Source organism: Occallatibacter gabretensis, from assembly GCF_001449115.1.
Taxonomy (GTDB): domain Bacteria; phylum Acidobacteriota; class Terriglobia; order Terriglobales; family Acidobacteriaceae; genus Telmatobacter; species Telmatobacter gabretensis.
Window position 1 is genome coordinate 561,476 of the sequence record NZ_LAIJ01000012.1, and the last position, 13,806, is coordinate 575,281.

General features: G+C 56.7%; 14 protein-coding genes. 12 read left to right on the top strand and 2 right to left on the bottom strand.

Annotated features, from left to right (window positions below; all coding sequences use genetic code 11):
* Positions 1-73: 73 nt before the first annotated feature.
* Positions 74-688: a hypothetical protein gene (locus tag VO84_RS21580; RefSeq protein WP_197414155.1), complete on the bottom strand. Its 615-nt coding sequence runs from the start codon at positions 686-688 to the stop codon at positions 74-76.
* Positions 689-759: 71 nt separating this feature from the next.
* Here VO84_RS21580 and VO84_RS21585 point away from each other — a divergent pair, with 71 nt between their 5' ends.
* From VO84_RS21585 to VO84_RS21605, 5 genes are all read left to right on the top strand, one after another.
* On the top strand, positions 760-1,077 hold the full coding sequence (locus VO84_RS21585; protein ID WP_058189835.1) for a hypothetical protein: 318 nt from the start codon (positions 760-762) through the stop codon (positions 1,075-1,077).
* 67 nt (positions 1,078-1,144) lie between these two features.
* On the top strand, positions 1,145-1,648 hold the full coding sequence (locus VO84_RS21590) for an HNH endonuclease (RefSeq protein ID WP_058189836.1): 504 nt from the start codon (positions 1,145-1,147) through the stop codon (positions 1,646-1,648).
* Between the two features lie 31 nt (positions 1,649-1,679).
* Complete coding sequence (locus VO84_RS21595) at positions 1,680-3,869, top strand: coiled-coil domain-containing protein (protein ID WP_058189837.1); 2,190 nt, start codon at positions 1,680-1,682, stop codon at positions 3,867-3,869.
* 110 nt (positions 3,870-3,979) lie between these two features.
* Positions 3,980-5,839 carry a bifunctional DNA primase/polymerase gene (locus VO84_RS21600; RefSeq protein ID WP_058189838.1) on the top strand — a complete coding sequence of 620 codons (1,860 nt, stop codon included), beginning with the start codon at positions 3,980-3,982 and terminating at the stop codon, positions 5,837-5,839.
* Positions 5,840-5,993: 154 nt separating this feature from the next.
* Complete coding sequence (locus VO84_RS21605; protein WP_058189839.1) at positions 5,994-6,245, top strand: hypothetical protein; 252 nt, start codon at positions 5,994-5,996, stop codon at positions 6,243-6,245.
* A 32-nt stretch (positions 6,246-6,277) separates the two neighbouring features.
* Here VO84_RS21605 and VO84_RS22960 read toward each other — a convergent pair whose 3' ends face one another.
* Positions 6,278-6,481, bottom strand: a complete 204-nt coding sequence (locus VO84_RS22960; RefSeq protein WP_197414156.1) for a hypothetical protein — start codon at positions 6,479-6,481, stop codon at positions 6,278-6,280.
* Between VO84_RS22960 and VO84_RS21610 the strand changes: the two genes are divergently transcribed.
* From VO84_RS21610 to VO84_RS21640, 7 genes are all read left to right on the top strand, one after another.
* A complete protein-coding gene (locus VO84_RS21610; RefSeq protein WP_058189840.1) occupies positions 6,480-6,734 on the top strand; it encodes a helix-turn-helix domain-containing protein in 255 nt (84 codons plus the stop codon). The genes VO84_RS22960 and VO84_RS21610 overlap by 2 nt on opposite strands.
* Positions 6,735-6,765: 31 nt before the next feature.
* The gene (locus VO84_RS21615; protein WP_058189841.1) at positions 6,766-7,818 is read left to right on the top strand and encodes a tyrosine-type recombinase/integrase; all 1,053 of its coding nucleotides are present in this window, start codon (positions 6,766-6,768) and stop codon (positions 7,816-7,818) included.
* 261 nt (positions 7,819-8,079) lie between these two features.
* Positions 8,080-8,394 carry a DUF3467 domain-containing protein gene (locus VO84_RS22325; RefSeq protein WP_082662262.1) on the top strand — a complete coding sequence of 105 codons (315 nt, stop codon included), beginning with the start codon at positions 8,080-8,082 and terminating at the stop codon, positions 8,392-8,394.
* Between the two features lie 80 nt (positions 8,395-8,474).
* Positions 8,475-10,085, top strand: coding sequence for a glycosyltransferase family 39 protein (locus tag VO84_RS21625; protein WP_231738142.1), 1,611 nt, complete (start codon positions 8,475-8,477; stop codon positions 10,083-10,085).
* A 35-nt stretch (positions 10,086-10,120) separates the two neighbouring features.
* Positions 10,121-10,690, top strand: coding sequence for a hypothetical protein (locus VO84_RS21630; RefSeq protein ID WP_157440048.1), 570 nt, complete (start codon positions 10,121-10,123; stop codon positions 10,688-10,690).
* A gap of 33 nt (positions 10,691-10,723) precedes the next feature.
* Positions 10,724-12,364 (top strand): tetratricopeptide repeat protein, encoded by a 1,641-nt coding sequence (locus tag VO84_RS23215; RefSeq protein WP_058189845.1) that lies wholly within the window; start codon positions 10,724-10,726, stop codon positions 12,362-12,364.
* 101 nt (positions 12,365-12,465) lie between these two features.
* Positions 12,466-13,803 carry an NfeD family protein gene (locus VO84_RS21640; RefSeq protein WP_082662263.1) on the top strand — a complete coding sequence of 446 codons (1,338 nt, stop codon included), beginning with the start codon at positions 12,466-12,468 and terminating at the stop codon, positions 13,801-13,803.
* Positions 13,804-13,806: the final 3 nt, after the last annotated feature.

Consider the following 13,806-nt stretch of genomic DNA (forward strand, 5'->3'; position numbering starts at 1 on the left):
TAAGCTATTACCAATACGAGACTTACATGCACTTCACCTGGAAGCTAGTTCACAGGCTGCGAAACTCCGGTGGTTAGCGGTATTTCCTGGAAACAACTCTCCGTTTTCCTTTGGTAAAGCCAGTCCGCTCATCCTGCCGTTCTCTCAAAGCTTTCGCGCCTCTGCGTAGGTTTTTCATATACAGGGCCTTGCTTGCCCTCTGTTCAGGTGATCGGTTGTCGTATAGCCATTGTTTGCAAGCATCTGAGCAAGCACCCTTGTCTTTGCGCGGTGCAATAAACCACCGCTGACATTTGGGGCTTTCACAGCGGCGGATAAATGGCCTTTCCCCGACCCCTAAACGCGGAAACGCGGCCAGCAAATCGCGGACAGCCTCGTGCTCCCATAAATCAGCTTTCGTTAGATGCGTGTGGTCCGCGATATTGTTTACTACCGTCCAGCCGTCGCCATATGGTGCGATATAACTTGACCACTTGTATTGGCCTAATACATGGAGGAGTTCCGTGAACACTCGCAATTTCTCACGGTCACTCGCATCTCCGGTAAGCTTCCCAAGCAAAGTAATGACGCGTTCCACCCGCTCAAGTTGAGGCGTTTTTGGTCCGTCATTAAGAGTACAAATACATTCCTCGATCCGCTCGATGGCAAGCTCATCCGGTGTAATTTCGTTCTTACGTTTTATTGCCATAAAACATAAGAACATAACACTGGTCTTGATTTTTGTCAACGCATAACCTGAAACCGAATGGAGAGATAGTTATGCAGACGTATAACGCCTACAGCTCTTTGGTCGCGTCTTCGGATATTGCAGCAGGCATTCTGCTTAACACTGACACGCGGGACGTTCAATTCGTGCCGCTAAAGCCGTTCCCGCTTCCCGCGCAGACTATTCGCGCACTAGACATTCAGTGGGAGCCACGACGACTCAATCTAGTTGGTGTTATGGGCTGGAATGAAGACGGCATTCAAGCACACCTAGAGCCGCTGCCAGAAAGGATTGTGACGGCCCTCAAGATAGGCTTTGACGCTTATCTGGCGACGTTCAGCATGGACATGGGCCGTTCAAAAGCGAATTAAGCAAGGAGTCCGCCTGTTACGCGGTGGGGCCGTGAGGCTGGGGCATTTTCTGTTCGGAAAGGCTGCCATGAAGGAAATTTCCCTCACTAAAGGCTACGTGGCTTTGGTAGATGACCGTGACTATGACGTGCTGATGCGCCTTGCGCCGTGGCACGCACACAAAGCTCCGCGTACGTTCTACGCGGTGCATAGCTACTATGACGGCGGCGGACGGGAAGCACCGCGAATAAGAAAGTTACTCATGCACCACGTCATTATGGGCCGGAAGTTTGGCGGCAGAGATGTTGACCACAAAGACGGCAATGGCTTGAATAACCAACGGTCAAATCTGCGCTGGTCAACCCGCTCACAGAATCGGGCCAACAGCGCAAAGGCCCGCAACGGCGCAAACAAATACAAGGGCGTTCACTTTCTCACTCGGCTTGGCAAGTTTCAAGCGTACATAGGAAGCAAGCCAAAACGATACTTAGGCGTGTTCAGGTCTGAAGAAGAGGCCGCGAGCGCTTACGACCGTGCGGCCATTGATCTATATGGCGAGTTTGCTTGCCTAAACCTCCCACAAGCTAAGTAATCAACAGCCCGTTGCACTTCGGGGCGTTCAGGTGCAGAAGGGGAACCAACGATGCCAGCGCCAGTTTGGGTACTTTAGCGTAGATTTACAAACCAAAACGGCCACTTTTCAGACCGGCCTTGCCGATGCTGCCAAGGCCGCCCGTGGATCATTTAACGACATCAAATCCGGCGCGGGAGAGATGGGCGGCTCCGTCAATTACTCCATGATGGAGGCCCGGCATTCCGTCATGCTCTTAGGTGAAGAGTTCGGCGTTCATCTCCCACGGGCGTTGACATCCTTCATTGCCAGCATCGGGCCGTTGGGCGGAGCCTTAGAAGCTGCCTTCCCGTTCTTGGCTATCGCGGTAGGTGCCACGCTCTTAATCGAGCACCTTGCGAAGATGCACGCGGCGGGGGAAAAACTCACAGATGACCAAATGGCGTTTGGCACAGCGGCTCAAAACGCCTTTAACTCACTTGATGAACGGCTTATTCAGGCGCAAATCAAAGCGGATGAGCTGAAAACCGATCATCTAGGGGCGCTCCAGCTCGCGTTAGAGCTGATTGACAAGCAGAGCTTACAAGAACTAGCCAATCAGTTTGATAACGTGGCCAAGCACGCGGATGTAGTAATGAAGTCTTTGTCCGGGGCTTGGTACACATTCGGCATTGGTTCTGATGGCGCTAGTCATGCCTTGCAACAGTTCGGCACACAATATGAAAGTTTGCTTTCAAAAGGTAAAGACGATCAAGCTCACGGGCTTCTGACGGGCACACTCGCGCAGGCGCGAAAAGTCCGGGCCGCCCTTGATGGCATTAAGACGTATCAGTACAGCGCAACGGGCGGTGACAACTCCCACGCCAATTACGCGAAGTACGAAGAGGCACGCAACACGCTGAAGGCTGCCGGTCTTGCCGGGACGCAAAAGGAAATTGAGGCCCAGGATACGCTCATTACGGCACTACAAACGCAATTAGGAATAGAGCAGCGCCTTTCAGCTCTGAAGAACATTGACAAAGGTAATGCCAACTCTGAGACGGGCAAGAAGATGGCAGATGAAGCCGCTGAAGCCCAACGCAAGCAGGAAGAGGCTATGCACAAGGCTCTTGATGCCGTCTCCGAGCAGAATCAGGCACAAATTGCAGCATCGGAACAGCGTGTAAAGGCTATTGAGGAAGATCAAAAGAACGCCATTGCACGGACGATCGCAGGCACGCAACAACGCCTTGATGTTATCCGTGGCTTTATAGAGCAAGATGAATCGTTGGGCCTGGATGATACGGCGCAATACCGTTCGCTATTGGAGCAGCGAAACCAGCTTGCAAAAGAGCTGGATGAGCAGAACGCCAAACAGCGTTTGCAAACCGCTGAAGATTCTTTCAAGAGCATCGAAGACGCGCTCAAGGAAACGTTGAAAAATCAGCAAGCACAAAGTCAGCTCAAGATGAAGGGCGGGGAGCCTTCCGAGTTAGCCAATCTCGCACAGATTCGGGCGGCTCTGGATGCTGAATACGCGGCTAAGAAAGAGGCATATGCGAAAGAAGCCGCAGCGTACAGCGCCGCTGGATTGGAGCAGACCAAAGAGGCGCAATCCGTTCATCGGCAAATGCTAACCGCAGACCAAGAATACGCGGATCAGAAAAAGCAGCTTCAGGACAAAGAGGCCGCAGACACGCGGGCCACACTTCTGCAAATGCAAAATCAGTACATTGACACGTTCGCTAGAGTGGCGTTTGGCCGTGAATCTCTTGGCCGTGTCATGGAGCAGATGGCACAGCAAGACATTACAAACACACTCAAGGCCGTCTTGACGACAATGGAGGGCGAGAAGTCCCAACAGTTAGCGGCGGCAAAGGCTGCGGCAGCGAAAGCTATGTCCGCCGTCTCTCAGATTCCCGTTGTTGGCCCCGCAATGGCACCTATCGCGGGCGCTGCCGTGTTTGCCGGGGCTATGGCATTCAATTCCGGGACGGATGCGGTGCCCGGTGTTGGCCGGGGTGACGTGGTTCCGTCCATGTTAGAGCCGGGTGAAGGCGTGGTCCCTGGAGGCGTCATGGACGGCCTACGCAGCATGGCACGGAATGGCGGATTCCAACAGCAGCACGTTACGCATATCCATGTGCGGCCAACGTACAACTTACAGGCGCTTGATGGGGATGGCATCGGAGCCGTCTTGGATAAGCACCAAGAAACTCTGACCCACCATTTCAATCAAGCCGTGCGGCGGATGAACCGCTAGCGTGCCGGGAATGGGCATTTCAAAAGTGCCACTGGGGTAGCCGTCTACCACACATAGCAACGCGCCCACGGGCTTTGTGGCGTGATTAAAAGCTATTAGGGAGCAGTTAAATGACATTGCTGGATGCAGCGATTGACTATGTTCGGCGCGGTTGGCATATCTTTCCGTGCATACCCAAGACCAAAGTGCCTCTTGCGGGTTTAGCTCCGCATGGTTTTAAGAGCGCATCAGCAGATGAAGAAACTATCCGGCGTTGGTGGACGATAAAACCGGAGGCCAATATCGGCATCAGCACCGGACCGAGCGACTTGACCGTCATTGATTGTGACCACGGCCATGCCACCCGCGAGGCCGCCGTTGCGTGGTTGGCGCGTGTCAGCGCATCAGGCAAATTGCCGCGCACCTACACTGTCCTAACAGGTAGACGCTTTGACTCACTGGACCCGAGTAAGCCTGAGTGGGGCGTACAGCTCTACTATCAAGGTGCTATTCCCGGCAGCGGTCACTTTGAGCTGGATGGCGGCAGCGGTGACGTACAGAGCATCGGGGACTTGGTGATGGGCGCGAGCAGCATTCACCCCAAAAGTGGTGAGGCTTACGCGGTCTTGATTGATGCGCCCGTGGCACCGTTACCGGAATGGGTGCGAACACTTGCGCCTAAGCGTCGGACGTTTGCGGAGCCAGTCACAGTCCCGGACGATGTGGCAGATGAATGGAAAGCGTGGCTGCTTGAGTATGCAGAGCATTGTGGGTTGACTGTCCGTGACTTTGACAAGCGTGTTCCTAATGGGTGGTGGCTAGGCATTCGCTGCCCGTGGGAACACCGGAGTGGTGATGGCAGTGAAAGCAGCACGGTGCTTGGCATCCTGGACGGCAAGATAGCTTTTGAATGCAGCCACGGGACATGCAAGACGGCCAAGCACGATACGGCGGCATTTAAAGCTGAGATGTTGAGGCTTCACGGAGAATTTCAGACGGAACCGGGCGCGGAGCCGTCGGTCATGCTCGGGACTGGATTGCCTATGCCCCAAAAGCGACTCAATCCGGCGGATTGGCATGATCGTTACATGACGGCAGAGGCTTTTGAGAACGTCAAGCCTCCCGAATTTTTGATAGCGGATTTTCTTGTCAAAAATTCCATCACCATGCTCGCCGGTCCCGTGGCACAACGGAAAAGCATTATTGCCCTCAATATCGCACACGCACTGTGTACGGGTGATCCGTTGTTTGGATACTTCGATGTCACGGCAAAACCGGTGCGAACCGTTTACTTGTGCCCGGAGATGGGTGCGGCATCCTTTGCCAAGCGCATTAAACAGATTGGGATCGGCAAGTATGTTGGTGAGACGCTGTTTATTCAGACCATGAGCGAGCAGCCCACCACTTTAGATGAGCTGGAGAACGAGGTACCTGAAGCCGTTGTCATTGTCGATACCATTACCCGCTTTGTAGAAGGTGATGAGAACAAAGTGGAGGACATGCGGCGATTTGCTCAAAAGGTGTTCCGGCTTGCCAATGCAGGTGCAACCGTATTGCTACTGCATCACAGCAAGAAAGGCTCAACAGGATCGTTGGATGATGGCTTGCGTGGTAGCTCTGAGTTAGCTGCGTTTGTGGATTCCTGTTGGGTCACGGAGCTAGAGGACACAAAGAAGCCCTACGATTCTTTGTCAAAAATGCGGAACGTCAAACAGCGAGATTTTGAGATTGACCCTTTCAGGGTCAAGCCGACTCCGGGTTCGTACTATCTCACGATGGAAGGTGAGCCGGAGCCGGAAGCCGTGCTGAAGAGCAAAAAGGATGATGCTGCACGGGAAGCGTTGGCAGCAATCTTGAACGACTCACCCAAGATGGGCATTCACAAGCTCATTGATGCTTTGAAAGCTAAGGGGCACGGCAGAGGTGCAAAGTGGGTCACCCGAACTAGGGGCGAATTGCTCGGCACGGGCGCGACCTACGCCTCTGATTAGGCCATGTTTCCGTGTTCGTGTTCCTTAGAGAAAGAGAGAGTACACACACCCTATTCCCACACAAAGTGTGTGGGGAATATGGCGTGGGATTGTGCGGCAACAAAACACCCCATGTTCCACCCGACATCGGAACATGGCCAGACGAAAGAAAGGGATGAGCATGATTGAAAATGTGCGCGGATTTGAAGTGGAAACCAAGATGAAGGCCGGGTTGCCGTGTGTGCGGGTCAGCAATGCCCGAAGCGGTGAGCTGATTGTGGACACGGATTCACTCAGCATTATTGGATTGGAGAACTTGAGCGTCGCCTTAAAAGCCGCCGCCAGAATGGCAGACGCGGAGCTGGCATTGCACTGGCAAAGAAGGCACGAAAAGATGCGACACGAGACGTTAAACAAGGTGAAATAAGTCATTCGGAATAAAGCACATAGGGGGTGGGGTCAAATCTCTAAAGCAAGCCCCTTAAAGAGCGCCGCAATCCCCAAACTTACATAAATGAAAATATATCCTAAAAACCATATAAATCTCCATTTTTCAGTAATTGTTCGTTTGTGTAAATTTATGGATTGCGGCGCTCTCTGGCGAGATGTCTTTGGAGATTCAACCCCACCCCTATCTCTTTCATTTGCAAGAGGATAAATCATGGAGCAATTGCTAAACACGATAGCGGAGGACGTGGCACGGCGCATCCTTGCTTGGCTGGATAAGCGGGCCTTCAACCCCGCTCAGGTTCCCGCGTTGCTCAATGTAGACGAAGCTGCGATCTATCTTGGGCGCTCTGAATACTCAGTCCGCCACCTTATGTCTGAGCGGGCATTCCCGGTGGTCAAAGTGGGCAACCGCGTCCAGATTCACCGGGCTGACCTAGACAAGTGGATTGAGCAAAATAAGTATTGAAAAGCATCAGCTCTTTCGTTACAGTATCCGCATGAAGAAATCCAATGGATCAGGCACTATTTACAGGCGGGGCGAAATATGGTGGGTGAAAATTCACGTTGATGGCCGCCCCGTCTATGAGTCGAGTAAATCGACGCGTTACACAGATGCGGTTAAATTGCGTGACCGCCTTATCTCGAAAAAGGTACGTGGGGAAGTCACGGGAGGCTCGCCGGATAAGGTTTTGCTAAGTGAGCTACTAGACGACGTGCTGAAATCTGACATTGCGGAATCCACGCGGGCAATGTGGAAACTCTCGATTGAAAAGAGCCTCCGGCCTTTCTTCGGGGATGTCCGTGCAGCCCGTCTCACCACGGCACTCCTAGAAGAGTACAGAGAGAAGCGATTGAAAGACGGTGTGAAGGATGCCACGGCCAACCGGGAGCTAACCATTCTGCGCCGTGCAATGAACCTAGGCCGCAAGCGGACCCCACCCAAGGTCCTTGTGGTGCCATACTTCCCAATGGTGCAGGAAACAACCGTTCGGACTGGCTTTCTCCTAGATGATGTGTACACGAAGCTGCGGGACGCATTGCCGCTTGAGCTACGGCCCCTGTTCGTGGTGGCATACAACACCGGCATACGCAAGGGTGAGCTGCTAGCGATTACGTGGGACCAAGTGGACTTCGAGGGTGCCACTATTTCCCTGCACGCAGCGGACACTAAAGCCCGTACAGCACGGACAGTGCCAATCCTGGACGGCGATATGCGAGACCTTTTGAAACAGACTAAAGCAATTCGAGACGAGCATTGGCCGGAATCGCCTTGGGTGTTTAATCGCAATGGCAAACGCATTCTAAATATCCGCAAGGCGTGGGACATCGCCGTTAAAGAGGCAAAGGTCCCGGAGCTAACCTTCCATGACCTACGCCGCACAGCCGTCCGCAATATGCGTCGTGCAGGGGTGCCACAAGTGATTCGCATGGCAATTAGCGGTCACAAGACGGACAGCATGGAGCGGCGGTACAACATCGTGGATGGTGAAGACATGGCCGTAGCAAAGCGGTTCATGGAGGCGCGGGCCGCATCGTTACAATCGGCCTGAAAATCGGCATTTTGTAACGATGAATGTAACGATGGCACGCCATATGTGCTCATCGGACGCTAACGACACAAAGCGCAAGTATTTGATTTATCACTGTGCGCTAACCGGGGCTACTTCCTAGATTGGCCTTAGGAGCTGGCGCCCAAAAGGCTTAGGGGTTCAAGTCCCCTCTTCCGCACCAAAATTGCTTACTTTGCGCAAGCCGATCGCTTTTATTGGTCCCTGGGTCCCTTGTTCTCTCGGTCCCTGTAATCTGTATCCATGAGCGCTCCGCAACAGCCAAAAATCACCGTCACCCCCTCCCCTGACTTCCGCGAAAATTACGCCAACAGCGTCCAGGTCCGCGTCTCCGTATGGGACTTCCAGCTTTTCTTTGGCCTCGCCTCCTCTGACGCACCCGATGAAGTCACCATTCGTAATCATCAGGCCATCTTCCTCAGCCCACAGCAGGCCAAAGCCCTTGCGAATCTTCTCAGCCAGAACCTTGCCCAGTATGAGCAAGCCTTCGGCCAAATCAATCTGGAGCCGCAAAACCCAAACCTGCCCATCAACTTCCCGCAGGGCCCAGTGAACTAGTCTCGTTAATTAGCCGTAGAGGATCAATCCAAGTGAGCCGGAAACCATCATTCATCCCGCGCGCTCTTCCTCTACGGGCCTTGGAACCCCGGCTAGACGCCCCCTTCCCCCTCTGGATGATCTTCCCCGTCCTCTTCGTTGCCATCTACCTCACCCACTTCAGCCTCCTCCGTCTGCCCTACTACTGGGACGAAGCCGGCTACTACATCCCCGCCGCATGGGATTTCTTCCGCACCGGCTCCCTCATCCCCACCTCCACCCTCACCAACGCGCACCCACCGCTTCCCAGCATCTATCTCGCCCTCTGGTGGAAGGCCTCCGGCTTCGCTCCCGCCGTCACTCGCCAGGCAGTCGTCCTCGTCGCCGCTCTCGCCCTATTAGCCATCTGGCGTCTTGTTCTGCGCCTCTGCGGCAACGGTCTTATCGCCTTCACCACCGTCACACTCACGGCGCTTTACCCTATATGGTTCGCCCAATCCACTCTCGCCCACGCCGATATCTTCGCCGCCGCCTGCACCCTCTGGGGCCTCGTCTATTCGCTGCCTGATACCAATCGCCGCCCACTCATCGCTGCAGCATGGTTCTCCGCCGCAGCCTTGTGTAAAGAAACCGCGATCCTCATCCCGCTCACCCTCGCCACCCTCGCCCTCTGGCAAGCCCTTCGAAACTCCGCCACACGCAAAACGCTTCTGCAGGAAGCCGCCTGGCTACTCACTCCCATCCTGCCTCTCTCCGCCTGGTACGCCTACCATTACTCCCGCACCGGCTTTCTCTTCGGCAATCCCGAATTCCTCCGTTACAACGCTCAGGCCAATCTCACTCCGCTCCGTTTCCTCGCTGCCCTCGCTCATCGCCTCCTGCATCTCACGGCGCACATGAACCTCTTCGTCCCCATCCTGCTCGCCTGCGCCGCACTACTGCTCCCTCCGCGCTCAAACACCGACGGCGTTCCTTACCCCGCACTCAGCACATCCATCCGAAACCGAATTCTCATTCTCCTCGCCGCCAACGCCGCCCTCTTCAGCCTCCTCGGTGGCGCGCTTCTCTGCCGCTATCTCCTCCCGGTGTATCCGCTAGTCCTCTTCCTAGCTATCACCGCCATCTACCGCCGCGTTCGCTGGTGGGCCGCCCTCGCGCTTCTCTCTGCCGCTGCCTTTATCGCCGGCCTCTTCATTAATCCTCCGTACGGCTTCGCACCTGAAGACAATCTCGCCTACGCGCGCATGATCCGCCTCCACCAGGCCGCCATCCGCCGCATCCAGGCCCAATACCTCGATTCCACCGTCCTCTCCGCATGGCCCGCGACAGATGAGCTCAGTAAACCCGAACTCGGCTACGTCAAAGCGCCCTTCGCAGTCTTCCCCATTGAAGACTTCTCTTCCCCACAGATCGCCCGCGCCGCCGCCAGCCCCGAAAGCTACTCCACCGCCCTCGTCTTCTCCACCAAAATCGATCCGCCCCCACTCATCACCCTCGGCCCCCTCAGTCATCAACTCGACGAGCAGTACTTCGGCCTCCACCACGATCTATCCCCGGAAGCCATCGCCCGCCAGCTCCACGGAACCCTCGTCTGGCAGCAGGATGACCATCAAGGCCAATGGGCCGCCATCATCCGTTTCCAGCGCCAATATGAAGCGAAGATCGGCGACCGCCAGAAAACGAACATCGCAGATATTGCGCAACGCGACTAATCCTGCGACCATTGCTTCCTATGATTTCGCGGCTCATGCAACGCGTCCTCCCTGCTCTGTTCTTTGCGGCGTCGTTCGCAACTGCCCTGCACCTCCCAGCCCAGCAGACTTCACCAATAGCGGTTGATCACGCGCATGACGGAGCGCACGATTTCGACTTCCTCATCGGCGACTGGAAGGCGCATGTCCGCCGCCTGCCCGACCGTCTGAATGGCTCAAATAAGTGGGACGCATATGACGGCATCTCGAACCATCACAAAATCCTCGACACCAACTCCAACTTCGAGCAATTTGAAGTCTGGAGTAAGGACAAGAGTCAGCACCTCAAGGCGCAAACGCTGCGGCTCTATAACCCCGACACGCAGCAGTGGTACATCTACCTCGTCGATGCAGACAAGGGCACTCTCGACACGCCGCCGGTCGTAGGCCAGTTCACCGGAAATCGCGGCGAGTTCTACCACCAGGAGATATCCAAAGGCCGAACCGTTCTTGTCCGCTATCTCTGGCTCAATCTCTCGCCGAAATCAGCGCGAATGGAGCAGTCCTTTTCCCCGGACGGCGAAAAAAGCTGGGAAGTGAACTGGATCTGCGAGCTCTCCAGATAAGCCCTCCCCATAACCTCTTATAATCAGCCTGTCGTGCTGAATTTTTTCTATCGTCCATCGCGCCACCTCGCGCGGCTCATCCTCTTCGTCGGAACCGCCCTTTCGTCGGTCATCGCACCCGCGCCAAGGGCTCATTCCCAGGCCATAGCGAACGCCGCCAACCCTCGCACACGCATACTTCTTGTTCTTCCCTTTGACAACGGCTCCAATCAGCCTAATCTTGAGTGGATCCGCGAAGCCGCGCCGGAAATCCTCACCTCCCGCCTTTCCTCCGCTGGCTTCTCGCCCCTCAGCCGCACAGACCGCCATTACGCCCTCGACCATCTCGGCTTTCCGCAGTCCTTCCATCCCTCCCGCGCCACCTCCATCAAGCTCGCGCAAACCCTCGACGCCGAATCCATCGTCGCCGGCGAATACACCGTCTCCGGTTCCACCCTCACCGCCAGCGCCCGCATCGTCGACGTCTCTCGCCTCCGCATCTCCCAGCCCGTCACCGCCAGCGGAGACATTCATTCGCTCGTCTCCGTCTTCGATACCCTCACCTGGGAGCTAAGCCGCCAGCTCGATCCTGCTTTTCCCATCAGTGAAGAAGCCTTCGTCGCCGCCGGAGCCAACCTTCAGCTCGACGCATTCGAGCAGTACGTCCGCGGCATCTCAGAGCCGGACCAGACCGAGCGCATCCGCCATCTTCAGGCCGCCGTCAAGCTCAACCCTAGCTTCCCCGCTGCCTGGATGGCTCTTGGCCGCGAAGACTTCGCCAACCAGCAGTACGAGCAGTCCGCCGAAGCCTTCGCCAAAGTTACTGGCCAGTCGCCAAACGCCGCTCCCGATACCCTTGAAGCTGGCTTCTACCGCGGCCTTTCGCTCCTCTACACCGGCAACTACGCAGCCGCCGAAGCCGCATTCACGGACGTTTCCCGCACCCTCCCGCTTGCCCCTGTGCTCAACAATCAGGGAGTAGCGGTCAGTCGTCAGAACCACGACGCCACAGCGCTCTTCCGCCAGTCCGTCACCGCTGATCCCACCACTCCCGACTATCACTTCAATCTCGCGGTCAGTCTCCGCAGCCACGGCGACACAAACGGCGCCTCCGCTGAACTTGCTCAGTACCTCAAGCTTCGCCCCACAGATTCCGAGGCCCTCGCACTCGACGCCGCTCTCCGCCCGCCCTCCAGCACACAGCCCGCTACAGCCCCCGTCCAGCCTCTTGAGCGCATCGTCCGCACTTTTGACGCCAGTGCCTTCCGCCAGGCGGCCGTCATGATGGACCAGATGCAGTCCGCGCGCTTTGATGCTCTTGCGCCCGAACAGCGTGCCCAGGCTCTTGTACTCCGCGCCCGCGACTATCTCTCCCGCGGCCTCCTGCTTGAATCCGAACGTCTCTTCCGTGAAGCCGCCTCCGCCGATTCCCGTCTGGCCGACGCCCATGAAGGCCTCGCTGAGGTCCGCGAACGCTCCGGCGATACAAACGGCGCACGCGCCGAAGCACTCGCCTCCATTCAGCTCAAGCCTTCCGCCGAAGCCTACCTCGTCCTCGCCCGCATCGATCTTGCCGCAGGTCAGTATGACGCCGCCGCGCGCAACGCCAACTTCGCCATCCAGTTCGCTCCTACCAGCACCCCGGCCCACGATCTTCTGCATCAGATAGACCTCAAACGCAACCAACACAAATAGGCTGTTGGTAGGTGGGGGCTTTAGCGCCGGCTTCATCTGGCGCATAATGTATAGGGCTTTAGCCCCTGAAGTATGCTGTTTCATACTTGGGAGCACACATCATGCCATCGAACGTGCTTCACATTGGCCGCAATCTCATCATTGCAATCGTCTGTCTTCTTTCGTCTCTCGTCCTTCTTCCTTCGACCCTGATCGCCCAATCCCCCCACCAACAGCCCCTCGTCGACAAATTCATCCTCGCCGACACCATCCAGCCCGTCACCGCCGGCCAGCTCGACCGCGCCCTCGCCCGAGCCTCCGCAGACAACGCCTCCGCCTTGCTCATAGAAATCGACACCCCCGGCGGGCTCGTCGATTCCATGCGCACCATGGCCGGAGCCATCCTCACCTCGCACATCCCCGTCATCATTTACGTCGCCCCCGCCGGCGCGCGCGCAGGTTCCGCAGGCTTCTTCCTCCTAGAATCTGCAGACATCGCCGCCATGGCCCCCGGAACCAACGCCGGAGCCGCTCACGTCGTCTTCGAGTCAGGCCAGCCCGATCCCATCCTGTCTCAGAAAGTCGAAAACGACGCCGAAGCGTTCATGCGCTCCTACGTGGCCAAACGCGGTCGCAATCAGGACGCCGCCATCGCCGCCGTCAAGGACTCACACGCTTACTCTGCGGAAGAAGCCCTCGCGCAGGGCCTCATCGATCTCACCGCCGCCTCGGACGCCGATCTCATCGCTAAACTCGACGGCCGCGTCATCACCCGCATGGACGGCGGCAAGCTCACCCTCCACCTCGCCAACGCCCGCATTCAGAATCTTGAGCCCACCCTCCGGGAAAATCTTCTCGACTGGCTCATCAATCCCAATATCGCTCTTATGCTCCTCGTCGGCGGCGCGCTTCTCATCTATCTCGAATTCAACACGCCCGGCACAATCGTCCCCGGCGCGCTAGGCGCGCTCATGGTCTTGCTCGGTGTCTTCGCCCTCAATCTGCTTCCCATCCGCTACACCGCAGTCATGCTCCTCGTCGCCGCCGTGATCCTGCTTGTCCTCGAAGCAAAAATCGGCGGCCACGGCGCGCTCGCCATCGCAGGCACCATCAGTCTTGTCCTCGGACTGATGACCCTCGTCGCCTCACCCATCCCCCAGCTCGACGTCCACCCCTGGCTCGCCCTGTCGATCGGCATCGCCTTCGGCCTCATCACCGTCTTCTTGCTGCGCCTCGCCGTCCGCGCCCGCCGCCGCAAAACCCTCCTCGGCGTCGAAGCCCTCATCGGCCACATCGCCTCCGCCATGGAGCCGCTCTCGCCCTCAGGCCACATACTCGTAGAAGGGGAAATCTGGCGCGCCAGCGCCAGCAACCCCGGTGAACCCATCCCCGCCGGCGCACCCGTCCGCGTCACCGGCCACAACGACAACCTTCTCCTTGTAACTCCCGTCGCCGAATAAACG

Bases quoted from the DNA above. Each gene is read 5' to 3' on its own strand.
- VO84_RS22960 (WP_197414156.1), bottom strand. From the start codon at position 6,481: ATGATTTATCCTCTTGCAAATGAAAGAGATAGGGGTGGGGTTGAATCT.
- VO84_RS21615 (WP_058189841.1), top strand. From the start codon at position 6,766: ATGAAGAAATCCAATGGATCAGGCACTATTTACAGGCGGGGCGAAATA.
- VO84_RS21630 (WP_157440048.1), top strand. From the start codon at position 10,121: ATGCAACGCGTCCTCCCTGCTCTGTTCTTTGCGGCGTCGTTCGCAACT.
- VO84_RS21640 (WP_082662263.1), top strand. From the start codon at position 12,466: ATGCCATCGAACGTGCTTCACATTGGCCGCAATCTCATCATTGCAATC.
- VO84_RS21590 (WP_058189836.1), top strand. From the start codon at position 1,145: ATGAAGGAAATTTCCCTCACTAAAGGCTACGTGGCTTTGGTAGATGAC.
- VO84_RS21580 (WP_197414155.1), bottom strand. From the start codon at position 688: ATGGCAATAAAACGTAAGAACGAAATTACACCGGATGAGCTTGCCATC.
- VO84_RS21610 (WP_058189840.1), top strand. From the start codon at position 6,480: ATGGAGCAATTGCTAAACACGATAGCGGAGGACGTGGCACGGCGCATC.
- VO84_RS22325 (WP_082662262.1), top strand. From the start codon at position 8,080: ATGAGCGCTCCGCAACAGCCAAAAATCACCGTCACCCCCTCCCCTGAC.
- VO84_RS21585 (WP_058189835.1), top strand. From the start codon at position 760: ATGCAGACGTATAACGCCTACAGCTCTTTGGTCGCGTCTTCGGATATT.
- VO84_RS21605 (WP_058189839.1), top strand. From the start codon at position 5,994: ATGAGCATGATTGAAAATGTGCGCGGATTTGAAGTGGAAACCAAGATG.
- VO84_RS21600 (WP_058189838.1), top strand. From the start codon at position 3,980: ATGACATTGCTGGATGCAGCGATTGACTATGTTCGGCGCGGTTGGCAT.